The 24,712-nt window shown below is 33.7% G+C and carries 20 protein-coding genes and 1 pseudogene; all 21 read left to right on the top strand.

The features are described from left to right. The first annotated feature begins 2 nt into the window (after window positions 1-2). Window positions 3-1,235, top strand: a complete 1,233-nt coding sequence (locus tag AAGD53_RS03095; RefSeq protein ID WP_341763237.1) for a glycosyltransferase family 4 protein — start codon at window positions 3-5, stop codon at window positions 1,233-1,235. Then, the gene (locus tag AAGD53_RS03100) at window positions 1,232-3,076 is read left to right on the top strand and encodes a hypothetical protein (RefSeq protein ID WP_341763238.1); all 1,845 of its coding nucleotides are present in this window, start codon (window positions 1,232-1,234) and stop codon (window positions 3,074-3,076) included. The genes AAGD53_RS03095 and AAGD53_RS03100 overlap by 4 nt, the downstream gene beginning before the upstream one ends. A 9-nt stretch (window positions 3,077-3,085) precedes the next feature. Continuing rightward, window positions 3,086-4,855 (top strand): glycosyltransferase family 2 protein, encoded by a 1,770-nt coding sequence (locus AAGD53_RS03105; protein ID WP_341763239.1) that lies wholly within the window; start codon window positions 3,086-3,088, stop codon window positions 4,853-4,855. A 321-nt stretch (window positions 4,856-5,176) separates the two neighbouring features. Continuing rightward, window positions 5,177-6,082 carry an Rpn family recombination-promoting nuclease/putative transposase gene (locus tag AAGD53_RS03110; RefSeq protein WP_341763240.1) on the top strand — a complete coding sequence of 302 codons (906 nt, stop codon included), beginning with the start codon at window positions 5,177-5,179 and terminating at the stop codon, window positions 6,080-6,082. 158 nt (window positions 6,083-6,240) lie between these two features. Next, entirely contained in the window at window positions 6,241-6,846 is a 606-nt protein-coding gene (locus AAGD53_RS03115) for an OmpH family outer membrane protein (protein ID WP_341763241.1), read from the top strand. Window positions 6,847-6,866: 20 nt separating this feature from the next. Then, window positions 6,867-8,321, top strand: coding sequence for an NADP-dependent isocitrate dehydrogenase (locus tag AAGD53_RS03120; RefSeq protein WP_341763242.1), 1,455 nt, complete (start codon window positions 6,867-6,869; stop codon window positions 8,319-8,321). Between the two features lie 7 nt (window positions 8,322-8,328). Then, window positions 8,329-8,631, top strand: coding sequence for a Na+/H+ antiporter subunit G (locus tag AAGD53_RS03125; RefSeq protein WP_341763243.1), 303 nt, complete (start codon window positions 8,329-8,331; stop codon window positions 8,629-8,631). A gap of 264 nt (window positions 8,632-8,895) precedes the next feature. Beyond that, window positions 8,896-9,862 (top strand): annotated as a pseudogene (locus AAGD53_RS03130) (DUF4040 domain-containing protein). Between the two features lie 218 nt (window positions 9,863-10,080). Further along, on the top strand, window positions 10,081-10,644 hold the full coding sequence (atpH, locus tag AAGD53_RS03135) for an ATP synthase F1 subunit delta (protein ID WP_341763244.1): 564 nt from the start codon (window positions 10,081-10,083) through the stop codon (window positions 10,642-10,644). Window positions 10,645-10,761: 117 nt separating this feature from the next. Next, on the top strand, window positions 10,762-12,333 hold the full coding sequence (atpA, locus tag AAGD53_RS03140; RefSeq protein WP_341763245.1) for a F0F1 ATP synthase subunit alpha: 1,572 nt from the start codon (window positions 10,762-10,764) through the stop codon (window positions 12,331-12,333). 212 nt (window positions 12,334-12,545) lie between these two features. After that, the gene (gene atpG / locus AAGD53_RS03145) at window positions 12,546-13,436 is read left to right on the top strand and encodes an ATP synthase F1 subunit gamma (RefSeq protein ID WP_341763246.1); all 891 of its coding nucleotides are present in this window, start codon (window positions 12,546-12,548) and stop codon (window positions 13,434-13,436) included. 20 nt (window positions 13,437-13,456) lie between these two features. Continuing rightward, the gene (atpD, locus tag AAGD53_RS03150) at window positions 13,457-14,890 is read left to right on the top strand and encodes a F0F1 ATP synthase subunit beta (protein ID WP_341763247.1); all 1,434 of its coding nucleotides are present in this window, start codon (window positions 13,457-13,459) and stop codon (window positions 14,888-14,890) included. After that, window positions 14,890-15,285, top strand: a complete 396-nt coding sequence (atpC, locus tag AAGD53_RS03155; RefSeq protein WP_341763248.1) for an ATP synthase F1 subunit epsilon — start codon at window positions 14,890-14,892, stop codon at window positions 15,283-15,285. Before atpD ends, atpC begins: the two co-directional genes overlap by 1 nt. A 366-nt stretch (window positions 15,286-15,651) precedes the next feature. Next, window positions 15,652-16,068, top strand: coding sequence for a 6-pyruvoyl trahydropterin synthase family protein (locus AAGD53_RS03160; RefSeq protein WP_341763249.1), 417 nt, complete (start codon window positions 15,652-15,654; stop codon window positions 16,066-16,068). Between the two features lie 18 nt (window positions 16,069-16,086). Further along, window positions 16,087-16,383 carry a divalent-cation tolerance protein CutA gene (gene cutA, locus AAGD53_RS03165; RefSeq protein ID WP_341755864.1) on the top strand — a complete coding sequence of 99 codons (297 nt, stop codon included), beginning with the start codon at window positions 16,087-16,089 and terminating at the stop codon, window positions 16,381-16,383. Window positions 16,384-16,698: 315 nt separating this feature from the next. Continuing rightward, window positions 16,699-17,904, top strand: a complete 1,206-nt coding sequence (locus AAGD53_RS03170) for a dicarboxylate/amino acid:cation symporter (RefSeq protein ID WP_341763250.1) — start codon at window positions 16,699-16,701, stop codon at window positions 17,902-17,904. Window positions 17,905-18,130: 226 nt separating this feature from the next. Then, window positions 18,131-19,435, top strand: a complete 1,305-nt coding sequence (locus tag AAGD53_RS03175) for a citrate synthase (protein WP_341763251.1) — start codon at window positions 18,131-18,133, stop codon at window positions 19,433-19,435. Window positions 19,436-20,083: 648 nt separating this feature from the next. Next, entirely contained in the window at window positions 20,084-20,611 is a 528-nt protein-coding gene (petA, locus tag AAGD53_RS03180) for a ubiquinol-cytochrome c reductase iron-sulfur subunit (RefSeq protein WP_341763252.1), read from the top strand. A 6-nt stretch (window positions 20,612-20,617) separates the two neighbouring features. Continuing rightward, window positions 20,618-21,814 (top strand): cytochrome b, encoded by a 1,197-nt coding sequence (locus AAGD53_RS03185; RefSeq protein ID WP_341763253.1) that lies wholly within the window; start codon window positions 20,618-20,620, stop codon window positions 21,812-21,814. Window positions 21,815-21,921: 107 nt separating this feature from the next. Then, on the top strand, window positions 21,922-22,704 hold the full coding sequence (locus AAGD53_RS03190) for a cytochrome c1 (protein WP_341763400.1): 783 nt from the start codon (window positions 21,922-21,924) through the stop codon (window positions 22,702-22,704). Window positions 22,705-24,043: 1,339 nt separating this feature from the next. After that, entirely contained in the window at window positions 24,044-24,685 is a 642-nt protein-coding gene (locus AAGD53_RS03195) for an HD domain-containing protein (protein WP_341761214.1), read from the top strand. Window positions 24,686-24,712: the final 27 nt, after the last annotated feature.

Genomic DNA, 24,712 nt, shown 5'->3' on the forward strand with positions numbered 1-24,712 from the left:
TTATGAGTAGTAGTTTAATGAAGATACTGCAAGTGAATGGATACGAATCACCAGGTCGTAGATTTAGTGGATTATCTATAACACCACTTCTCAAAAAATATGGTATTGAATCTCGTCATTTAATTTGGGAGAAGGATACTCAAAATCCAGAAATACTAACTTTTGAAGGAGCAATAGCTCGAAAAATTAATCGGGTAATTAATAAAATAGAACGAATTACTTCTTTACAGTCAATACTGCATTTGAACGCTTCGCGAATGATCAAAATGCCGGCCTTTAAAGAAGCTGATCTTATTCACCTTCATATTATAAGTTCAGGATATTTTTCTATATCAGATTTATCAAAGATTACCAAGCTAAAGCCAACGGTTTGGACTTTGCATGATCCTTGGGCTATGACAGGACATTGTATTCATCCGTTTGATTGTAAACGTTGGATGACTGGTTGTGGTAATTGTCCTGACCTGACTAGCCATATACCACTTGCTAAGGATAATACTAGATTTTTATTTAATTATAAGCGTGCAGCTTACAAGAGATCTGATTTCGATATCATTGTAGCCTCAAAATGGATGCAAGATATGGTTAATAATTCACCAATGTTTGAGAATAAACTAGTTCATTTAGTGCCATTTGGGTTAGATTTAAACTTCTTTTCTGCTGCTGCTTGTCCAAATGCACGAAAGCTATTTGATATTCCTGAAAATGCTTTGGTAATATGCTTTCGGGTAGAGCAAAATGAGTTTAAAGGAGTACCTTATATTATTCAGGCACTCGAACGTATTAAGTCAAATCAGCCAATTTGCTTATTGACTTTGAGTAGTGGAGGAGCATTATTACAGCAATTTGCCGACCGATTCCAGATAGTAAATCTTGGTTGGACTAATGATGAAGAATTAGTGCGGGAGGCATTGGTAGCTGCAGATATTTTTTTAATGCCATCAGTTGCAGAAGCATTTGGCATGATGGCAATTGAAGCAATGGCCTGCGGTAAACCTGTAATTGTTTTTGAAGGTACTTCATTGCCTGACGTTACTTTTGCTCCAGATATTGGTTTGGCAGTACCTATGCGTGATGGAGAAGCTTTGTACTTAGCACTACAACACTTAATTGATAATCCGGATGAATGTAAACGGCGAGGACAAAAAGGTAGAATGATGGCTGAATTGCATTATGGAGATGAAGCCCAAGCTAAAAAGTTAGCTGATATTTATAATAGGGTTGTTGCTAGATGAAAATTTTACTTTTAACAGATATGCCTCCTTGTCATAATTTTACTGCAGGATTAGTGCTAGACCGTTTAATACGGTTTTTACCAATTGAACAAATTGCAATTTGCTCAATTGTACACCCCCACCTTAAACCAATCATACCTAAAGAATTAGAGATAATTCCTCACCTTAAATTGATAAAACCTCGGGAAATGGCTCCGAGGAGATTATGGGGCAAAGCAGGTAGATTACTAGCACTTGTCTTTGAGTTAATTCAAGCAATGCGGGTAAAATACTCAATATTACCGCAAATTGTTAATTTTGCAAAACAACAGCAAGTTGATGCATTATGGGTGGTGTTGGAAGGTCAAACTATTGTACGTTTAGCTAGACCTCTTTCTTGTAAGTTAGCATTACCATTATTTACTCAAGTATGGGATCCTTTCGAGTGGTGGTTGCGTGAGAATAATATTGATGTATATACTAGGCGACGACTTCTAGCAGAGTTCGATGAGGTCATAAAACATAGTAAGTCATGTGCATCTGCTTCATGGGCAATGTCAAAGACTTATTCGCATAAATACGGTGTGCGTAGTATACCTGTAATTGCTAGTTTACCTAATAAATTTGCCAAGATACCTGCAACAAGACCACATGAGAATAGAAATGAATTTATCATTGCTATAGCAGGACAATTATATGCACAAGATGCATGGCAATGCCTTATTAATACTCTAAATCAAGTTAATTGGTCTATAGCAGGAAGGCGAATTCGTCTTAGAGTCCTTGGGGCTCACTTTCAGGTATATACTCAGACGCCAACTAATTTCGAATATCTAGGATGGCAGTCACAAGAAGAAACCATCAATTTCTTAGAAGATTCAGATCTCCTGTACATGCCGTACTGGTTTTCAGAAGAGTATCGTCTTGAGGCTACCAATAGTTTTCCTGGAAAATTGGTCTCCTATTTTGCCGCTGGTCGTCCTGTTTTTTGTCATGCACCATATTATGCATCACCTACTAGATATATAGCCAAGCATAATGCAGGGATTTTGTGTACATCTATGGATTCTCTAGTTGTTTTGCAAAAACTAGAACATGCTATCCTAAATATAACTTCATATGCAATAGTGACAAAAAATGCTACTGCTTGTTTTTTAATGGACTTTACTTTAGAGCATATGCAAAAAACATTTTTTGAGTTTTTAGGATTAGATAGTGCATCAAAAAATAACTTAAAGAATAAATTCTCTGAAGTATATGATAAGAATATTTTTGGAGGCTCTGTATCACGTTCTGGCGAAGGGTCTGATCTATTACAGACGGAAATTGTTAGAAACGAGATACCAAAGATTATTAGAGAATTTAAAATTAAAACCTTTCTTGATGCTCCATGTGGTGATTGGTATTGGATGCAAAAGACAGAGCTTGAAGTAGAACAATATATTGGAGTTGATATTGTAGATGCTTTGATAGAAAAAAATAAAGAAGAATTTGGTAATACTACAAGAATATTTAAAGTTTTGAATCTAACTAAAGACACTTTACCAATAACTGATCTTATTTTTTCACGAGATTTACTAGTACACCTAAATTTTGAAGATGCATTTAAAGTAATAGCTAATTTTAAAAAATCAGGTGCTACTTATCTATTAACAACAACATTTGTAAATAGAGGGTTAAATGAGGAGCTTAAAGAAACTTTTTGGCGTGTTTTAAACTTGCAACAACCACCGTTTAATTTTCCAAAACCAATTTTATTAGTGAATGAGGGTTGTACAGAAGATGGGGGGTTATATTCTGATAAAAGCTTAGGACTTTGGTTATTAAAGGATATCTCATTATCATTTAGACAAGTTATGTGAGGTATTTCAATGAGCAATAGCCTCTTTTATCCAAAAGTTTCAATCGTTATTCCCGTTTACAACGGTGCTAATTATATGCGTAAAGCAATAGATAGTGCAGTTGTTCAGACTTATAAAAATTTAGAAATTTTAGTTGTTAATGATGGATCAAATGATAATGGTGAAACGGAACGTATAGCTTTATCTTATGGTAACAAGATTCGTTATTTTTCCAAACCAAACGGTGGGGTAGCTTCAGCCTTAAATTTGGCAATTAAGGAAATGACAGGAGAGTATTTTTCGTGGCTTAGTCATGATGATGTTTACAATCCAAATAAAATTGAACATCAAATTAATATACTTAATACTCTTCCCAATCGTAATACGATTATTTACGGTGGATATGAAGTTATAGATCATAAATCCAAATCACTGTCTTTTACAAGACCAGATAAAATATTATCAGTGGAAAAATGTAATATCCCATTATTCCCTCTTATGCGAGGATTAATTCATGGATGTACTCTTTTAATACCCATAAAATATTTCCGTGAAATTGGTACTTTTAATGAAACATTATTAACTACCCAGGATTATGCACTTTGGTTTGAGTTTTTACGGATAGCACCTATTCATTTTGATGATCGTATTTTAATTAAAAGTCGTACTCATCTAGACCAAGGAACACATAAAATTACTAGCCATATGAATGAATGTAGTGAATTATGGTCTGGGTTTCTCAGAAGGTTAACTTTAGAAGAAATGACTATAATGGAAGGATCGCCTTATTTATTCCTGCATCGTACTAGTGTTTTTCTTGCAAATGCTTCTTGTTATCAAGCATCTGAACTAGCTGATTCAATGGCTAAGGATATCTTAACCGATATTAAGATTAGTGTAATTATGCCAATTTATAATAGAATTGATTTGGCAATTGAGTCTATAAAGAGTGTTATTGCACAAACTCATAAGTGTTTTGAATTGATTATAGTAGATGATGGTTCTGAAGATGATGTATCTAGGTTGATTGAGGAGTGCAATAAAGATAGTAGAATTAAATATATTCGTAAGGAAAATGCAGGACCAGCAGCGGCACGTAATCTAGGTATTAAACATGCATCTGGGCAGTACATAGCATTCATTGATTCTGATGATTTGTTTTATGACAATAAACTTGAGGTTCAATTGAAGTTTATGGAGGATAATAGTTTGTTATTCTCGCATACTTCTTACCATAGAATAGATTGGGTTGGAAATTTGATAAAATATATAAGCTCTGGTACTTTTAGCAAGCAAGTTTTTCCAAATATTATTACTAAATGTCCAATAGCAATGTCTAGTGTAATGGGAAAAACCTCCCTTTTTATGTCAAACAAATTCCCTGAAAATATAAAGATTGGTGAAGATATATGCTTGTGGATATCTATAGCAAGCAAACATGATATAGAAGCAATTGATTTGGCCTTATCATGTGTTAGAGTTAATTATGGAATTAGTAATTGTTTCAATAATAAAAAAATGACAATAAGGTTAATTAATATTTCCTTATTTGTTATGAATGATGAATATCTAAGTCAATTTGATAAGCAAGTTAAACCTTTACTATTATCCGCAACAAAGATACCTAGCTTTTCATCAAGTAAATTAATAAAATTTAATGACGTACCTACTGTATTATTTAAGAGTTACAAACCTAATATAATAGTACAATTAATTTTGATGATCGTAAGATCACTGCGTGTAGATGGTTTTAGAATAACGTGGAACAAAATTTGTAGGAAACTAGGTATACTCCAATGATGGTTTTGATACTGTCTTAAGAGACAAGCATTAAATTAGGATTAAAGTAATTCTTCAGCAACCCAATCTCCACCTACTTTACTCTCAAAAGAGCAATTAAAATCAATTTATTTGCAGCTTTTCAGTGGAGAAAATGCTAGAATAGTCTTAGAAGATTTAGCCTACATAAGTGGTGTGTATCGCAGCAATTTCATGCGGCAAGAAAGCAACTACACCGCTTTCAATGAAGGCATGCGAGCTTTGTTTTTGTACATATGCTCGCAAGCGTCAAAAGATGATGGAGTGGATAATATTGAAGGAAATTTATAATGAGGATAGCTTATGAGTACGAATAGTAAAACACTGGTATCGTTAGATTATGCGATTAAATATCTACTCAAAGATAAAGGTGATTATGAAATAATCGAAGGCTTTATTTCGGCTATCCTTAAAGATGCTGGTTACTTACCAGTAAAAATCACCGCTTTACTAGAGAGTGAGAGTAATAAAGAACGTAAAGACTTAAAGAAAAGCGTAGCTGACGTTATCGTTGAAGACCAGCAAGGTCATAAATATATTGTGGAAATAGATCGTTCAACTACCCACACTTTTCTCCACAAAGCTTGCTTTAATAGTTGTCGGTTGATTGTTGATAATATCAGCTCAGATCAGGATTATAGTGATATCAAAAAAATATTTCATATCAACTTAATATATTTTGTGTTGAGCGATATAAGCTCTCCATTATATCACGGTCAGACTATATTTAGAAAAATGGACAGGGAACATCCAGTAGACTTACATCTTGCTGATATGGGTTGTAGGTTTTTTGATGTTCACAATGTATTTCCTGAATATTTTGTTATTTCCGTACCGCTTTTTGATGGTATTATAAAAGATGAGTTGGATGAGTGGTTATATTTTGCCAAACATTCTGAGGTTAAAGATGATTTTAAGTCGCCTTATATGAAGAAAGTAGCAGAACGTCTGAGTGTTCTAAAAATGACTCCAGAAGAACGTCAGCACTATCAGAATTATGTCAATGAATCGCTAAAAGAACGTGATTATATAGTTGCAGCTAGAACTGAAGGTAGAGCTGAAGAAAAAATAGCAATGGCAAAAAAAATGCTAAAAGAAAATTTTTCTATAGAAACTATAAGTAGAATAATAGAACTATCCATAGAAGAAATAGAAGTGCTACGTGAGAATTTGGCTGAAGACACAACTACTGTACTTGACGAAAATTAAATAGGAAGGGTATTGAATTGCTGTATTGGAGAAATAGAACGGTTGTTGTCCATAACTGTTGAAAGTTAAAAAAGATATTATTTTTGTAAAAACATATTAGTGGAAGAAATTTTTGGTATATACTGCAAAAAATTGAAGAATTTAGAAGAGAAAATTCTATGTGGATCAAAAACACTAACATTAGTATGATAGTTATGTGGTCAAAACGATGTCATAGCTGGTTAACAATAATATTTTGTTTAATAATTAACAGCTATTCAACTATTTATGCTTCTAATACAAATATTGCAAATAGATTTGCGACAAAAATTGCTATTGTAGATATACACTCTATTCTAGAACATTCTGTAGCAATCCAGTCTATAAGAAAATCTGTAGACCAAATAAGCGAGAAAATTCGACAAGATCTATCAAAGAAGGATGGGGAACTAAAAGAAATAGAGAATCTATTAATGGGAAAACGTAACTCTTTAAGTGAATCAGCTTTTGAACAAGAATTTAGTCTTTTTGAAAAGGAAATAAACATAGCACAAAAAGAAATACGAGATAGGAAAGTACGTCTTGAGCAAGCCCATGCTGAAGGTATAGGAAAAGTACAAGAAGCAATAACAAAGATTATAAGTGCTTTAGCAGAAAAGTATAATCTTGATCTAGTTATACCTAGTACTCAAATTTTATTTGCTAAAAATAGTCTGAATATTACACAAGAAGTGATAGCAGAACTAAATAATAAATTAAAACATGTTACAATTAAATACGAATAATTTGTTATAGAGGTTTATCAATGACAGAATTTACTCCCATTACAGTAGCTTATGGTGATGGTATAGGTCCAGAAATAATGCAAGCAGTACTGTATATTTTAAAAGAAGCTGAAGCAAGAATACGTATAGAAATGGTGGAAGTAGGAGAGAAATTATACCAGAAGCATTATACTTCAGGGATAGCACAAGATACTTGGGAATCATTGGCAAGAACTAAGATTCTTCTAAAAGCCCCTATTACCACTCCTTTAGGTGGTGGGTATAAAAGTTTAAATGTAACTCTTAGAAAAGCCTTATCTCTTTATGCAAATGTTCGCCCTTCTATTTCTTATGCTCCTTTTGTTAAAACACTACATCCAAATTTGGATACAGTTATAGTACGGGAAAATGTTGAAGACTTATATGCTGGAATTGAATATCGCCAAACTCACAATGTTTATGAATCTCTTAAACTAATCAGCAGAGTTGGTAGTGAAAGAATTATTAGATATGCCTTTGAATATGCGATAAAAAATAACCGTAAAAAAGTCACATGTTTTAGTAAAGATAATATTATGAAACTTTCTGACGGAATTTTTCATAAAGTTTTTGATGAAATTGCTGGTGAATATAAGCAGATTCAAAGTGACTATTATATAATAGACATAGGCACTGCAAGACTGGCAACTCAGCCAGGATTATTTGACGTCGTTGTAACCTCAAATCTGTATGGGGATATTATATCTGACGTAGTGGCAGAAATTTCTGGATCAGTAGGACTTAGCGGTTCTGCTAATATAGGTCAAAATTATGCTTTATTTGAAGCGGTACATGGCTCTGCCCCGGATATTGCAGATCGTAACTTGGCTAATCCTTCTGGTTTACTTAACGCAGTAATTATGATGCTAATTCATATTAAGCAAAAGGATATTGCTGCATTAATAGAAAATGCTTGGAAAAAAACCATTGAGGACGGAGTTCATACTGGGGATATCTATGATGAGAAAATATCTAGTAAAAAAGTTGGAACTAAGGAATTTGCTGATGAAGTAGTGAAAAGACTAGGCTTCAAACCTTCTAAGCTCGCAGCAGCTGCATATTCATCATCAACTGCACAAGAAACTATTGACACGATATATTCGATTAATACTAAAGAAGCTAAAGAATTGGTAGGTAGTGATATATTCATACAGATGGAGGCTTTGACTGCCCATGATGTAGCAGCAAAAATTCAAACTATCAATTTAGGTGACTTAGAATTAAAAACCATAGCTTCCATGGGACTTAAATTATGGCCAAGAGATGAGATATTTGAATTGCTGTCTGACCATTGGTGTTGCCGCTTTATGGCAAAGAAAGATGGGGAAAGAGTAACGCATTTATCTATAGCCCATTTACTTGAAGCTCTAAGCAATGCAAAAATAGACTTTATTAAAATTGAAAATCTATTTGAATTTGATGGGAAAGCTGGATATTCGCTTGCTCAAGGAGAATAGAATATTTATGTTTTTTGTTATCGGTTATGGATTAATCTTACTCGGAATTATAGCAATATTTTCCGGGATTGTTGGACTTTTTAGATTTCCTGATTTCTATACAAAAATTCATGCTGCTAGTATAATTGAATGTTGCGGCGTACCTTTATCACTTGTTGGGCTTGCCTTTTTACAACATGATTTTACTAGCTCTTTTAAATTAGTTTTTGCCTCTATATTGATTTTAATATTAAACCCGGTATCTACTCATGCAATTGGCAAGGCTGCTTTATTAAGAAAAACTAACCTAAAAACCTCAATTTCGGATTAATGAAATTAATCCGAAATTGGAATGAGAAAGTAAACAATCAGGCTTAAAGCGGTTTGACGCCTGATTGTTAAATATTTCATTTGCTAATAATCTTATTTTTATATCAATAAAAATAAGATTATTAGCGATAATAGATTAAAATGCATTCGTAGAAGCGTTTCAAGAATGCATTTTTCTGAAGAACTTAAATTATTCTAGCCAGTTTTGGATTAAAATTTTTAAATTTAATCCAAAACTGAGGTTAAAACAATTGATCGCTTATTTATGATACTAGAAATAATAAATTTTCAACTAGCTAGCTGGTTGCTTATGGTAATCCTTATAATGCTTGCCATCGTATCAATTAAGATTATATTTTGTAATTCTTTATTAGAAACAGTAGTAATAAATTCTGTTTTTAGCTTACTTATTGGTTTATCTTATCTTCTTATGGACGCTCCAGACGTGGCAATGACTGAGGTAGCTCTAGGTAGCTGTTTGTCTAGTTGTGTCTTCCTAAGCTTTCTCACTAGATTGCAAGATATACAGAAATGTGATCTTAAACCAACACGAGTAATAAGTTCATCAATTATATGTTTAATGTTCATAGTAACATTTAGCTTTGCAGGACTTGATTTACTAGAATATGGATCTATAGATTCTCCTATACAAAGTCACCTAACCAAATATTATATTGAAAATACTAAAAGTGATATTGGTATTCCCTCTTTTGTAGCAGCACTACTAGCTAGCTACAGAGGTTATGATACTCTTGGAGAAACGGCAGTCATTTTAATTGCTGGAATATCGGTATTATTGCTATTTTCACAAAAAAGTAATGAACATGCTTAAAGATTTTATCATTATAAAACATTCTACTCTTTTTATCTTACCTTATATATTTTTATATGGTCTATATATTCAAATTAATGGTGATGCATCACCAGGAGGCGGATTCCAAGCTGGAGCTATATTTGCTTCTATGATAATTGGTTTTGATTTAGTTCATGGTCAGTTCAAATTAAAACAATATTTTTCTACTGATTTACTAGTTGGTATGGCTACTATCGGGGTACTTATCTATGCCATGACCGGTATGGTATCAATATTATTTGACGATAATTACTTAAACTACTATTCTCTTGCAAATGATAAATTATTAGCTCAACATATTGGTATCTTTATCATTGAAATTGGCGTTGGACTTTGCGTTGCATCGGTTATGTGTTTAATATATTCTATAACTCGATAATCAAGTTTTTTAGAATTATTAAAAGATACGTCTATTAGCGAGGAGTCGCTGGAAGCGGTGACGCGGCAATCTTGTGAAGTAGGGACAAGTATTACTTCAAAAAATTGCTACGATGCCGCTTTTCGCGGCTTCTCGCTAATAGACGGTTAAGGAAAAACTTGATTATCGAGTTTAAGCCATAGTAATAGTTATAGAATTTTAATGGATATAAAAACATAATGATTAACAATAAATTAGTACGTAACTATACTTCTGCTTTATTTGATAATGCATTGGCAAGTAGCTTGGAAGATAAAATATTACAGCAGATTACCATTATTAATCAATTTATCGAGGATAATCCGCAAATCAAGGCTGTTATATTTTCTCCTATAGTAAAGGATATTGACAAATGTAAAATAATTGAGTTAATTACAAAAACCTTTAATATCGAATCTATAGTTAAGCGGTTTTTGTTAATATTACTAAGGCATTCACGTATGCCTATTTTATCAAACATAATAGTATTATACCAACAACTACTTAATAACAGCAGAAATATTAAAATGGTAAAAGTAACTTCTTCTAAATCTTTGCAAACTAGAGAGAAAGAATGGTTAACAAAATATTTAGCAGATGACTTTCAGCAGAAGGTTGCTATAAATTTTTGCCAAAGTCAGTCAATTATTGGCGGTATTGTGGTGCAATATGATAGCATAGTTAGGGACTATTCTATTGCTGGAATGTTAGAAAAAATAACGAAAACCTTGAAAGCTACAAAGATAACCGGAAGTTCGATGTAACTTGTTACATTGAACTTCCGGGATACATATAACGCGAATTTGGGATAAGAATTAACAATTCTTATATCGAATTGAGGTACAAAGATAGGTTAAATAAATTTTATATGAGGAATAACTATGGGGTCTACCCAACAATTAAAGGCTGTCGAACTTGCTGAAATATTAAAAAAAGAAATTGCTAATATTGATCAGCTTAGCGATTTACGAGAAGTAGGGCAGGTTGTAACAGTTGGTGATGGTATAGCTAGGGTATATGGTATCGATAATGTGGAAGCTGGCGAGGTCGTTGAGTTTGCGTCAGGCGTGAAAGGTCTTGCTCTTAATCTTGAAACAGACTCTGTAAGTATTGTATTAATTGGTAGTGATCGAGAAGTCAAACAAGGTGATGCGGTAAAAAGAACTGGAAAGATTTTACAAGTACCAGTTGGTAAGTCATTGCTTGGTAGGGTCGTTGATGGTATGGCAAATCCTATTGATGGTAAAGGCGAGATTATAACTGATACATATAGGAATATAGAGGAAAAAGCTCCGGGGATAATTGTTAGAAAAAGTGTTAAAGAACCGGTGCAAACGGGTATCAAAGTGATTGATGCCCTAATTCCTATTGGTAGAGGTCAGAGGGAGTTAATTATTGGTGACAGGCAAATAGGTAAAACCGCTATTGTTATAGATACTATTATTAACCAAAAACAAGCTCATCTTGACGGCGATGAAAAAAATAAAATTTATTGTATTTATGTAGCTATTGGTCAAAAAAGATCAACTGTTGCACAGGTAGTAAAAAGATTAGAAGACTCAGGGGCAATGGAATATACCACAGTTGTAGCAGCTACTGCCTCTGATCCTGTTGCGTTACAATATGTTGCCCCTTACACTGGTTGTAGTATTGGTGAGTATTTTCGTGATAATGGTATGCATGCACTAGTTATTTACGATGATTTAAGTAAACATGCTGTTGCTTATAGACAAATCTCACTATTACTTAGAAGACCGCCGGGACGTGAAGCTTATCCAGGAGATGTATTTTATCTACATTCTAGGTTACTTGAACGAGCCGCAAAAATGTCAGATAAAGCTGGTGGTGGATCTCTTACGGCTTTGCCAATTATTGAAACCCAAGCAGGTGATGTTTCCGCATATATTCCAACCAATATTATATCAATTACTGATGGACAGATTTTTTTAGAAAATGAGCTGTTCTATAAAGGTATCAGACCGGCAGTAAATATTGGTATATCAGTGAGTAGGGTAGGGTCAGCAGCACAAGTAAAATCTATGAAGCAAGTGGCAGGAAGTGTGAAACTTGAGTTAGCACAATTTAGGGAATTAGCAGCTTTTTCTCAGTTTAGTTCAGACTTAGACGTTGCAACTAAACAACTTATTTCACATGGTACAAAGCTTAGCGAAATATTGAAGCAGGATCAATATAGCCCTTTCCCTGTTGAAGAACAAGTGGTTAGTCTTTATGCTGGGGTAAAAAATTATCTTGATAGTATTCCTGTTGAACGAATAAAAGAATTTGAGCATAGAATGCTACAAGAAATAAAACTGAGTGAAAACAATATTTTAGTATCTATTAGAGAGCAAGGACGAATTACTGAAGAAATGGAACAAAAGTTAAAAATTTTCTTAGAACATTTTGTGCAAAACTTTAATGCTTGTTCACTCGATAATCAAGTTTTTCCTTAACCGTCATAGCAAGGCTCTTTAGATGCCGTGGCGATCCAAGTAAACAGCGAAGCTGTTTTTTTAGAGTAACGCTTCGCGTATCCTAGATTGCCGCGTAGTCGCTTTTTCGCGACTTCTCGCTAATAGACGTATTTTTTAATAATTCTAAAAAACTTGATTATCGAGTGTTCAGTAAGTTAAATCGACTTCAGATTAAGATTAATTAGGTAGCTATGTCAGGTTTAAAACAGTTAAGATCTCGTATTAAGAGCATTACAACAACGCAAAAAATCACTAAGGCTATGCAGATAGTTTCGGCTACTAAGTTTACAAAAGCCAAAAACCAAGTTAAGGACTCAGAGGATTATATGGGGATTCTGCAGGGTATAATGTCTAGCGTGGCATCTAGCAATAATTTACAGGATATGCCTATCGAGCAGAAAAAATTTTTCTCGGAAGGATTATTAGACCAAGGTGACTTGAATATAAATAAGTCACATTTACTAATAGTAGTCACCTCCGAACGAGGTTTATGCGGAGCTTTTAATTTTTTACTGTCCAAGCAGGTAAAATCTGATATTGCAAATTTGGAAAATGCTGGTAAACAAGTAAGGCTTATTATTATTGGCAAAAAGGGTTATGATGCATTTAAGGGACAATATTCCCATTATATTGATGATTATTATGAATTTCCAAAAGCTCATAATAATAATTTGTCATTTCAAATCAAAGAAAAACTGATGGAGATGGTAGAGGATTCTAGAATTAGCAATTGTCAAATATATTTTAACAACTGTAAAAATGCTATGATACAGATTCCAATTAAAAAGCAAATATTGCCAGTTGAAAAACAGCTATGTTCAAATGAGAAATATTTGAGCTATGAATATGAAGGTGAAGGGCTTATTTTGCATATGATTAATCTTTATGTATCGGCTCAAATTAATTATGCTCTACTACAAAATAGAGCTAGCGAAGAAGGAGCTAGAATGACAGCAATGGATAATGCAACCAAAAATGCTAAGGAGCTTATTAATAAGTTAACACTAAAACTTAATAGATCTAGACAAGATATGATTACTAAGGACTTGATAGAGATTATTGCAGGGGCAGAAGCCGTATAAAAAATAAATTAAGGTAAAATATGACAAAAACTATTGGCAAGATTGTGCAGATTATTTCAGCTGTAGTCGATGTGCAGTTTAGTAGTGATGGTAAATTGCCAAAGATTCTCAATGCACTTGAGTGCGATAATAATGGAGAGAAAGTGATACTAGAAGTATCACAGCATATAGGAGACGATATTGCTAGATGTATATCTATGGGTCCAACAGAAGGGTTAGTAAGAGGGCAAGAAGTAATAGATACAGGTGAGACTATTAAGATACCTGTCGGTATTGGTACACTCGGACGCATAATAAATGTGGTTGGTGTACCAATTGATGAAAGAGGTAAGATTGATTCAACTGACTTTGCTTCAATTTACAAACCAGCTCCAAATTTTGTTGATCAATCAACTGAAAAAAACATTTTGGTTACAGGGATTAAAGTCATTGATCTTTTAGCCCCTTATTCAAAAGGAGGAAAAATTGGGTTATTTGGTGGTGCTGGGGTAGGAAAGACAGTGTTAATTATGGAACTTATTAATAATATAGCAAAAGCACATGGAGGATATACGGTTTTTGCAGGAGTTGGGGAAAGGACTAGAGAAGGTAACGACCTTTATCACGAAATGATTGACTCTGGGGTAATTGATTTAAAAAATCCCAAAAAATCTAAAGTAGCTCTTGTTTATGGACAAATGAACGAACCACCCGGTGCAAGAGCTAGAGTTGCTTTAACTGGTCTTACTATAGCCGAAAGTTTCAGGGATTTAGATGGAGGACAGGATGTCTTGTTTTTTGTCGATAACATTTTTCGCTTTACTCAAGCTGGTTCTGAGGTATCAGCCCTATTAGGTAGAATACCTTCAGCAGTTGGTTATCAACCAACATTGGCAACAGATATGGGAGAGCTGCAAGAGCGTATTACTTCAACAAAGCTTGGATCAATTACCTCTGTGCAGGCTATTTATGTGCCAGCAGATGACCTAACTGATCCTGCTCCTGCTGCTTCTTTTACTCATTTGGATGCGACTACCGTACTTAGTCGACAAATTGCTGAGCTTGGTATTTACCCGGCAGTAGATCCACTTGATAGTAGTTCACAATTACTAAATCCGGCAATTGTTGGAGAGAAACATTACTCGGTTGCTCGTGAGGTACAAAAAGTTTTACAGACATATAAGTCTCTGCAAGATATAATTGCCATTCTAGGAATGGATGAGTTGTCGGAATCAGATAAATTAACCGTTACTAGGGCACGGAAAATTCAACGCTTTTTATCTCAACCTTTCCATGTTGCCGAAGTATTTACAGGTATAGCTGGAAAATTTGTCAGTTTAGCTGATACTATTGAAGGGTTTCATGGGTTGGTTTCCGGCAAATATGACTATTTACCAGAGGCTGCTTTTTATATGGTTGGTAGCATTGATGAAGCAGTAGAGAAAGGCGAAACACTTAAAGAAAAAGTGGCATAATGAATAAAACAATTAGGGTTAAAATTGTAACGCCAGCGAATGTTGTGTTTGACATGGAAGCTCAGATGGTAACAATGCCGGGAGAATTAGGAGAATTTGAGGTTTTACCAGGTCATGAGTTATTAATTGCAAATTTAAAAGATGGATTGACAAAAATTACAGTAGATAATTCTGTATTTAAGTATTTTATCTACTCAGGGTTAGCTGAGGTCACGTGGACAAATGTAAATATAGTAACAGAATTTGCTGTTGATACTAGTAGTTTGCAACTACATGAGATAATTAGGAAAATAGACTCTTTAACAAAAGAAATAGACGAAGAAATTGATGATACAAAAATTGATATTATTAAATTGGATATTGCTAGATATGAATCTTTGCTAGCTCATATTTAAAGAATTAAACAATTCTTCAAAGCAGAAGAGTATATAACATCATAGTACACATTTTTCTATAATCGTCATAGCAAGGCTCTTTAGATGCCGTGGCGATCCAGGTAAACAGCGAAGCTGTTTTTTTTTCTAGTACGCTTCGCGTATCCTAGATTGCCGCGTCGCCGCTTTTTCGCGACTCCTCGCTAATAGACGATCAGCAGCCATTTTAATAGTGGTTATATAAAAAATGTAGATACTATAGATATAACATCCTTCTAGGCTATTTTCTTAGATATCAGCCGCCTACGCCTGAGATGACATCAAAAGTGCATGGATGATATCCTAGGCTATTAAAACGATGTCTTACATCGATACTTGAGGTTAATTATGATAAAGTGTACTCGTAGAATTGAATTTGATGCAGGTCATAGAATTGTTGGACATGAGAATAAGTGTCAATTTCTACATGGTCATCGTTATGTCCTTGAAGTTACAGCGGGATCAAGTGTTACCGATAATCTTGGTATGATTGTAGATTTTGGTCACATGAAGTCAATAATACAAAAGTGGATAAATGATAATTTTGATCATAATCTTATATTACACCAAAATGATAGAGAAATGGGAGATAGAATATGTGACTGGACTGGTCAAAAAATATATTATATGCAACAAAATCCAACTGCAGAAAATATAGCATTATACCTAAAATTGAATATTTTGCCAAAATTGTTTACTAATAGTTCTTTTATTATTACAAAAGTCAAATTATTTGAAACACCTAATTGCTTTGTGGAGGTATAAGTGGTACAAAGATGTTGTATGATTTTAACTACAACCAATGACCAGCAGGTGGTAGACAAAATAACAACTAGCTTATTGGAAGAAAATCTAGCTGCTTGCATACAAGTAGATAATATAGTCAGCTATTTTAAATGGGAAGGCAAGATATCTTCTGTGCTAGAATATCGTATTGTGATAAAGGCTAAATCTGATAACTACAATACAATAGAAAAGGTGATTACTGATATACATAATTATGATCTTCCGCAAATAATAAAGCTCGACATTCAAGATGGGCTGTCTAGCTATTTAAATTGGGTAACTCAAAGTATCTAATTTAAGAGAGTGTTTATTAGAACTAAGATTTACCCAAACTATATAATCCACTGCTTCCTGAGTTTAAGTCAGCGATGTTATACTCTTCTGCTTTGAAGAATTGTTTTTTGAAAATATCATGGATTCGCATGCGTAACTATACTATATGTACGCTACGCCTTCTCACCATTCATTTTCAAATCCAATTCTTCAAATCATTTGAGTATATCTAGAATTCCAAAGTTGGTGTCATCCTGAACACAAGTGGACATTATCTTGAATTTATTTCAGGATGACGTCGGATCAAAACACTCTTTAAATTAATTAAGGAAAACAATGAAATTATGGAAAAAAGTTACCTTGGGATTAATCCTAGGTATAATGTTTGGTATATATTTTCCTGAATATGTATCTTATATAAAACCGGTAGGAGATATTTTTTTGCGTTTGATCAAAATGATTATTGCTCCTTTAATATTTTTTAGTTTAGTAGCAGGCATAACTAGTATGAGTGACCCTACTTCTCTTGGCAGAGTAGGAATAAAGGCTGTTGCTGCTTTTTTAGGAACTACTTTTTTTGCTGTAGTGTTTGGTCTTACCGTTGCTCTTGTATTAAAGCCAGGTCATGGTGTTCATATTAATTTTGATGTTGCCTCAAATACTTCACAAGAGAAATCCTTTAATATGATTGATTTTTTTGTGAATATTGTGCCTGATAATGTCATAGGGGCTTTTGCCAATTCTAATGTTTTACAAATTGTATTCTTTGCAATATTTTCTGGACTTATACTAAATAAAATGGGAACTAGTGCTGCACCTGTTAAAGATTTATTTCATAGATTATCAAAAATGGTGTTAAAAATGATCTCAATGATCATTCAACTTTCTCCATATGGTGCATTTGCTTTAACGGCTTGGGTAGTCGGTACGCAAGGCTTTGATGTAATGATTAGTTTATCAAAATTAGTTGCTGCCGTAGTGATTGCCATGATATGTCAATATGGTATTTTTGGCATGCTAATTTATGTATTTTGTCGAATGTCACCATTACCTTTTTATAAAAAGAGTTTGGAATACCAAATACTTGCCTTTTCTACTTCTAGTAGTAAAGCAACGCTTGCTACAACTATGCAAGTTTGTCGTGAACGGCTAGGCATCTCTGAATCTAGTACTTCTTTCATATTGCCACTTGGGGCATCGATAAACATGGATGGGTTTGCTATAAATTTGGCTCTTACCACCATATTCTTTGCTCAAATGATGGGTATAGATTTAGCGGTGCATGATTATTTAGTCATTATTATTACCTCAACTCTTGGATCTATAGGTGGTGCTGGTATTCCAGGAGCCTCTTTAATAATGCTACCTATGGTTCTATCTTCAATCCATTTACCGATTGAAGGTGTTGCTATAATTGCTGGAATTGATAGGATATTAGATATGTTACGTACCACCATTAATATTACAGGTGATGCAACAATTACCTTGATTATTGATAACAGTGAAGGTACTTTGGATAGAGATACATATAACTCGGTTTAACAAATATACCAACTGTACAAGTTTAAGTAGATATAACAGCCATAAGATGTCATTCTGCTTCAGTGCGGAATCTAAAAAAATAGCCTAGAAGACTATTTAGACTTTTCTAGCCCCCTGCCTACGCAGGGGTGACATTGTGGTGGTAGGGGTGACAATTTGGTAAAATATATAAAAAAATACATTTTTTGTATTAGTGGGCAACATAAAATATGATAAAAGAGAACATATGACAAATAATGGAATTAAAACTTTGGAAAATGTTGAATTAAAAATAGGTGATAAGTCTTTTAATTTACCAATAAAAAAAGCATCGATTGGTCAAGATGTTATTGATGTTAGCGGTATATATTCATTAACAGGCTATTTCACTTATGACCCTGGCTTTATGTCTACAGCAGCTTGTAAATCTGCAATGACGTACATAGATGGGGATCAAGGGATATTAAGACATCGGGGATATGATATTAAAACGTTAGCAGAAAAAAGTAATTTCTTAGAAGTCGCCTATTTACTGTTAAATGGTGAATTACCAACCACTAATCAGTATAAATCTTTTTCTCAGAAAATTACTAATCACTCTTTGGTTAATGAGCAGCTTAGAAGTTTATTTATGGCTTTCCGTCACTCAGCTCATCCTATGGCAATTATGTTGGCTGTGGTAGGATCTTTATCTGCATTTTATCCAAATTTTTTAAATGTAGAAGAAAATGAACGCGAGTTAGCTGCTATTAGAATGATTGCAAAAATGCCAACTATTGCAGCAATGGCATATAAATATTCAATAGGTCAGCCTTTTATATATCCTGATAATAGTTTAGATTTTACTGAAAATTTTCTCCATATGATGTTTGCGACGCCTTGTGAAAAATATAAGGTAAACCAAGTAGTAAAGAATGCCTTAGATAAAATATTTATTCTCCATGCTGACCATGAGCAAAATGCCTCCACTTCAACAGTACGTTTGGTCGGATCATCCGGTGCTAACCCGTTTGCCTGTATCAGTACTGGCATAGCGTCTTTATGGGGACCAGCACATGGCGGAGCAAATGAGGCAGTAATTAATATGCTGAAAGAGATTGGGACAATAGACCGTATTCCACAATATATTGCAAGAGCAAAAGATAAAAATGATTCTTTCCGCTTAATGGGTTTTGGTCACCGAATCTATAAAAGTTATGATCCAAGAGCAGTTGTACTTAGAGAGACCTGCAAAGAAGTATTAGATGAATTAGGAGAAAATAATAACCCATTACTACAAATTGCTACTGAGCTTGAAAAAATTGCTCTCAATGACCAATATTTTATAGATCGTAAGCTTTATCCAAACGTTGATTTTTATTCTGGTATTATTTATCAAGCTATGGGGATACCATCACAGATGTTTACAGTGCTTTTTGCTATAGCAAGAACTGTTGGTTGGATGGGACAATGGAAAGAGATGCATGAAGATCCCGAACAAAAAATTAGCAGACCTCGGCAATTATATACTGGGTATGTACAAAGAGAATTTATTCCTTTTAATAAAAGATAATTATAGTAAAATCCTATATAGATAAAGCTAATCCGAGAAGGTTTAAGCATAGTACCCTTGTATCTTAAATATTGTCTTTAGTGAATAACTATAAGATACTTAAGAAAACTTAAGTAAGAAAGCTAGTATACAGATAGTACATTTCTTTATAATCGTCATCGCGAGGCATCTTTAGATGCCGTGGCGATCTAGGTAAACAGCGAAGCTGTTTTTTTAGAGTAACGCTTCGCGTATCCTAGATTGCTGCGTTGCCGCTTTTTCGCGACTCCTCGCAATGACGTATTTTTTATGTTAAATTAATATTTTGCTAAAAACATGATTTTAATCCTTTAAAATCATGTTTTTAGCTTTAGAAAGGTTTAAAATGCATTCGCGTTAGCCGCTTTAAGAATGCATTTTTCCTTATAAGCAAAATTAGGGTAATACTTCACTGTTAATTGTTGAATTGCTGAAGCTACCCTTGATTTTTTGTTACTTTTCCAGTAGTCTATTATATTAAATATAATAATAAATATCAAGTTTGTGCAAAAAGTGAAAGCCACTACTATAGAACCTAGGCTCTATAGTTGCACTCATTGTAAAATAATTCCCTACTTCAAGAGTTGTGAAAACAACTATTGCAAGTAGGAGAGGTATACTAGTCAGTTTATGTCAAATACTAATGATTATGATAAGGCAACTCGTAGGGATTTTATAACCTTAACTGCCAGCAGTATGGTTGTGGTTGGAGCTGCATGTGCTACCTACCCTCTTGTTGATTCATTCAACCCTTCAGCGGATGTTCTTGCCCTATCTTCAATAGAAGTGGATTTATCTCACATACAACCAGGTCAAACTCTTACTGTTAAATGGCAAGGTAAACCGGTTTTTATTACTAACAGGACTCCAGAAAAAATTGCTGAAGCAAGAAGTGTAAACCTTTCCGAGTTAATAGATCCTGAACTTGATCAAGTACGAGTTAAAGCTGGACATGATAAATGGTTAGTAACTATCGGCATTTGTACACATTTAGGTTGTGTACCACTTGCAAACCAAGGAGATTATGATGGTTGGTTTTGTCCATGCCACGGCTCTCAATACGACTCATCTGGTCGCGTTCGTAAAGGACCAGCTCCTTTAAATTTGGCTGTCCCACCATATGAGTTTATTTCCGATACAAAAATTAAAATCGGATAGTTATTTATGAATGAAACTAATGATCCTAAAAAATCAAACCCCGTTATAGAATGGATAGACTATAGACTACCTGTTTTCTCGTTCCTTAAACATTTAGGCGAATACCAAACACCCAAAAATTTAAGTTACCTATGGAATTTAGGGTCAATAGCTGGTATCGCTTTAGTAATTCAGATAATCACTGGCATTATTTTAGCTATGCATTACACTCCTCATGTCGATTACGCCTTTGAGAGTGTTGAAAAAATTATGCGTAATGTCAATTACGGCTGGTTAATACGTTATATACACTCAGTTGGAGCATCAATGTTTTTTGCTGCAGTTTATCTACACATCTGTAGAGGATTATATTATGGCTCATACAAAAAACCTAGAGAGTTGTTGTGGCATATAGGCATAATAATTTTTCTTACTATGATGGCTACTGCTTTCATGGGATATGTATTACCTTGGGGACAAATGAGTTACTGGGGAGCAACTGTAATCACCAATTTATTTTCAGCTATACCTATTATTGGCAAATCGATAGTTACTTGGCTTTGGGGAGGATTTTCAGTTGATAACCCTACACTTAACAGATTTTTTGCTTTACATTATTTATTGCCGTTTATTATAGTAGCTTTAGTACTACTCCATTTAGTAGCACTACATATTCATGGATCAAATAACCCTAAAGGGATCGATGTTAAGTCATCTAAAGATACCATCCCTTTTCACCCGTATTATACGGTAAAAGACTTTGTTGGATTCGGTGTTTACTTTTTAATATTTGCCTTTTTTGTCTTTTACCAACCAAATTATCTAGGGCATCCTGACAATTACATACCAGCTAATCCTTTGGTTACTCCAGCTCATATAGTTCCCGAATGGTATTTTCTGCCATTTTCTGCCATTTTACGTGCAGTACCGTCAAAGCTAGGTGGCGTAATATTAATGTTCTCTAGTATTTTGTTATTATTTGTTTTACCTTGGCTTGACAGTTCAAAAGTTAGGAGTAGCAATTATAGACCAATGTTCCGCATAGCTTTTTGGCTGTTCATATTTGACTGCTTGACACTTGGGTATCTTGGAGGACAACCAGCAGAAGAACCTTACATTACCTTAAGCCGGTTTGCTGCTACTTATTATTTCTTTCATTTTTTAATTGCAGTACCCCTAATTAGCAAATATGAAAAAACTCTGCCATTACCGGATTCTATATGAAAGACAACAAAGTTATACAAAGGTATTTTATACAGGGGCATATGATATTTAAACCAATATTTAATGGTCTTTCAGGATATCTTTCTTGGATTCCCGCTGTAGCTCGGATGACGTTTTTTCTGTCATGGAGAAACTCTATTATTTGTCTATTCATATTATTACTATCAAACATCTCTATCGCAAACGAAGCACTACCTACAAAAAAGATTGCTTGGTCATTTGATGGAGTTTTTGCAACTGTTGATAGGAAAGCTGCACAACGTGGCTTCCAAGTATATAAAGAAGTATGCAGTAGCTGTCATGGTCTTTATAATTTATATTATCGTAATCTTAAAGATCTAGGATTTTCAGATGAAGAAATTAAAGAAATAGCCAAAAATTATACTGTACAAGATGGTCCAAATGATGCAGGAGAAATGTTTGAAAGACCGGCTCTACCCTCTGATCCATTTGTTCGTCCTTATCCTAATGAACAAGCAGCAAGAGCTGCCAATAATGGAGCAGACCCGCCTGATTTATCGTTGATTATCAAAGCAAGACCTGATGGAGCAAATTATTTATATTCTATACTTACTGGTTATAGTGATCCTCCTGAGAATTTTAAACTAATGCTAGGATTAAATTACAACCCATATTTTCCACATAGTCAGATTGCCATGCCAGCTCCCTTGTCAGATGGACAAGTAAAGTATATAGACGGAACAAACTCATCAGTCGAACAAATGGCTATGGATGTTACGATATTTTTACAATGGGCTGCTGAACCTGAAATGGAAAACCGTAAATCCATGGGTTTAAAAGTGATGATGTTCTTAGTAATTTTTATAATTTTCTTCTATATCTCTAAAAATAGAATTTGGAAGAATCTAGAAACAGAAGAGCATAAATGAAGAGTATAAATATAACACTAGTAAATGAAGAGTTGATAGAATCAAAATTATGATAGTAGCAGGAGTCGAAGGGTCGAGGTACACAACTGTTGAAAGTTAAAACCGTCTATTAGCGAGGAGGCACAAAGTGCCGATGTGGCAATCTTGTGAAGAAGAGCTTAAATTATCTCGAAGCCGCCTAACAAAGGCAGATATTATTTCATGAGATTGCCACGTCGGCGATTTCATCGCCTCCTCGCAAGAGCAGAGAATGTGATTTAAAAATTTCCTTCCAATCAGCATATATATTACCGTCCCAACTATTTCATAATTTCATTAAAAAAATTCTATACTGTTTTTATAGTGTTTTTTTAGCAAAATTCCCCAAGTTTGACATACAAAATAGTCTATTTTTAACCGTTTTTCACGGGGAGGAAATATGACAGAATCGTTAATTTTTCCGACAACTTAATTGAAAATCCTAACACTATTTTCTATAATATAGTCGGTAATTTTGTCCCGCCTGAGTGGCGAAATCTTACCAATAATTGTGGCAAACAATTAAGTAAAACATCTCGTCAACTTTTATTGTTGATAGTTTCTTGCACGAAAACTGATAGCTACAACAATACACAAGAATTACAAGAAGGCTATCATTTTTTCGAGAAAGAGCTAGAAGTCATACTAATTATCTTTCAATAAAGAATTAATAGGATTAATAATCCAGTTCCAACTAGTGATAGACTTAATAATTTGAGGACTTGCTTCATATTTTAATATAGCATCTGACATTCTATTTAATACATCCTCCATTGAATGGAATAGTTTGTTGTAAAAGAACTTTTCTTTTATTTCTTTCCATTAAACCAGCAAAAGTTGCTCTTGTTGCTGTTATGCGTAAATTACTAGCTTTTATGCACTCTATTGTAAAAAATAATTCTTCTTGGAATGAAAATTTATGTTAAGTTACTATTTTTTTATTGACTTCCATTACGGATGCTCAGGTGTATAGGTAAAATTAGAAAATAAACTAAAAATACTCTGAAATAAATAATAAATATATAACAATTTACACCAAGGCAACCTCATTAAAATATTATTCTAGTTTTTTCTAGCAAGAGTTCTATAACAATATAAATTTTACTGGTATTTTTTTGTCTAGTCATTTACAGTTTACACAACGATTTATAGGATATGTGAATATAAAGGAAGTAGCTGTCTATTTATACAACAACAAAATGCATATTCCAACAAAATACAAAAATATTCATCTTTTGTAAAAATAGATAAAAAGTCCTTGGTAATAATTTATATTTTAGTTTAATCTATAAATTGAATATAAAAATATTTAGGGTTTTTTATGAAAGAAGAAGATATTAATTATCGGGACAATTCAAAGTATGCACCTTGTCAATATGCTACTAGGTTACTGGACAAACTCTGTAAGATGAATGAGGAAGTAAATAGACCAATAGATATTAACGAAGTCAAAAAAGCAATATATTACGCCAAGAAATATCATGGTAGCCAAATGCGGCAGTCAGGCGAGCCTTATTACTCCCATCCACTAGAGGTGGCGTATATGATTTCTGATTATCTTTTTCGCACTGACATTATTGTTACCAGCATACTGCATGATACCATTGAGGATACAAAACTTACTAAAAAGATGATTGCTTATATTTTTGGGGAGCAGGTTGCTAGTCAAGTAGAAGACTTAAGCAGGAACAAGCCTCACGGAAAGATTAGCTCGGCGGAAACATTAGATATATTACTTCAACAAGAAAAATATGATGTGGCATTGATTAAATTATTTGATCGAACTCATAATATACAAACTCTAGAAACTAAATCACCGGAGAAAGCAAAAAAAATTATAATAGAAACCCTTAGTAGGTTTATGAGCCTTAGTATGTATTTTAATACACCAACAATTGAGCAAAATTTTGCAGAATTATGTTCTAAATTAATACATACTTATTATAAAACTAATAACTATTAGTTACAGTTATATTCTCCAACTTTGCAA

Source organism: Candidatus Tisiphia endosymbiont of Melanophora roralis (assembly GCF_964026575.1).
Lineage (GTDB): Bacteria > Pseudomonadota > Alphaproteobacteria > Rickettsiales > Rickettsiaceae > Tisiphia.

What these genes read in the sequence shown, in the direction of transcription:
- atpC (WP_341763248.1), top strand. Translation starts at nt 14,890, where the DNA reads ATGAATAAAACAATTAGGGTTAAAATTGTAACGCCAGCGAATGTTGTG.
- atpH (WP_341763244.1), top strand. Translation starts at nt 10,081, where the DNA reads ATGATTAACAATAAATTAGTACGTAACTATACTTCTGCTTTATTTGAT.
- cutA (WP_341755864.1), top strand. Translation starts at nt 16,087, where the DNA reads ATGATTTTAACTACAACCAATGACCAGCAGGTGGTAGACAAAATAACA.
- AAGD53_RS03175 (WP_341763251.1), top strand. Translation starts at nt 18,131, where the DNA reads ATGACAAATAATGGAATTAAAACTTTGGAAAATGTTGAATTAAAAATA.
- AAGD53_RS03110 (WP_341763240.1), top strand. Translation starts at nt 5,177, where the DNA reads ATGAGTACGAATAGTAAAACACTGGTATCGTTAGATTATGCGATTAAA.
- AAGD53_RS03100 (WP_341763238.1), top strand. Translation starts at nt 1,232, where the DNA reads ATGAAAATTTTACTTTTAACAGATATGCCTCCTTGTCATAATTTTACT.
- AAGD53_RS03190 (WP_341763400.1), top strand. Translation starts at nt 21,922, where the DNA reads ATGACGTTTTTTCTGTCATGGAGAAACTCTATTATTTGTCTATTCATA.
- AAGD53_RS03115 (WP_341763241.1), top strand. Translation starts at nt 6,241, where the DNA reads ATGTGGATCAAAAACACTAACATTAGTATGATAGTTATGTGGTCAAAA.
- AAGD53_RS03125 (WP_341763243.1), top strand. Translation starts at nt 8,329, where the DNA reads ATGTTTTTTGTTATCGGTTATGGATTAATCTTACTCGGAATTATAGCA.
- petA (WP_341763252.1), top strand. Translation starts at nt 20,084, where the DNA reads ATGTCAAATACTAATGATTATGATAAGGCAACTCGTAGGGATTTTATA.
- AAGD53_RS03195 (WP_341761214.1), top strand. Translation starts at nt 24,044, where the DNA reads ATGAAAGAAGAAGATATTAATTATCGGGACAATTCAAAGTATGCACCT.
- atpD (WP_341763247.1), top strand. Translation starts at nt 13,457, where the DNA reads ATGACAAAAACTATTGGCAAGATTGTGCAGATTATTTCAGCTGTAGTC.
- AAGD53_RS03160 (WP_341763249.1), top strand. Translation starts at nt 15,652, where the DNA reads ATGATAAAGTGTACTCGTAGAATTGAATTTGATGCAGGTCATAGAATT.
- AAGD53_RS03185 (WP_341763253.1), top strand. Translation starts at nt 20,618, where the DNA reads ATGAATGAAACTAATGATCCTAAAAAATCAAACCCCGTTATAGAATGG.
- atpG (WP_341763246.1), top strand. Translation starts at nt 12,546, where the DNA reads ATGTCAGGTTTAAAACAGTTAAGATCTCGTATTAAGAGCATTACAACA.
- AAGD53_RS03170 (WP_341763250.1), top strand. Translation starts at nt 16,699, where the DNA reads ATGAAATTATGGAAAAAAGTTACCTTGGGATTAATCCTAGGTATAATG.
- AAGD53_RS03120 (WP_341763242.1), top strand. Translation starts at nt 6,867, where the DNA reads ATGACAGAATTTACTCCCATTACAGTAGCTTATGGTGATGGTATAGGT.
- atpA (WP_341763245.1), top strand. Translation starts at nt 10,762, where the DNA reads ATGGGGTCTACCCAACAATTAAAGGCTGTCGAACTTGCTGAAATATTA.
- AAGD53_RS03105 (WP_341763239.1), top strand. Translation starts at nt 3,086, where the DNA reads ATGAGCAATAGCCTCTTTTATCCAAAAGTTTCAATCGTTATTCCCGTT.
- AAGD53_RS03095 (WP_341763237.1), top strand. Translation starts at nt 3, where the DNA reads ATGAGTAGTAGTTTAATGAAGATACTGCAAGTGAATGGATACGAATCA.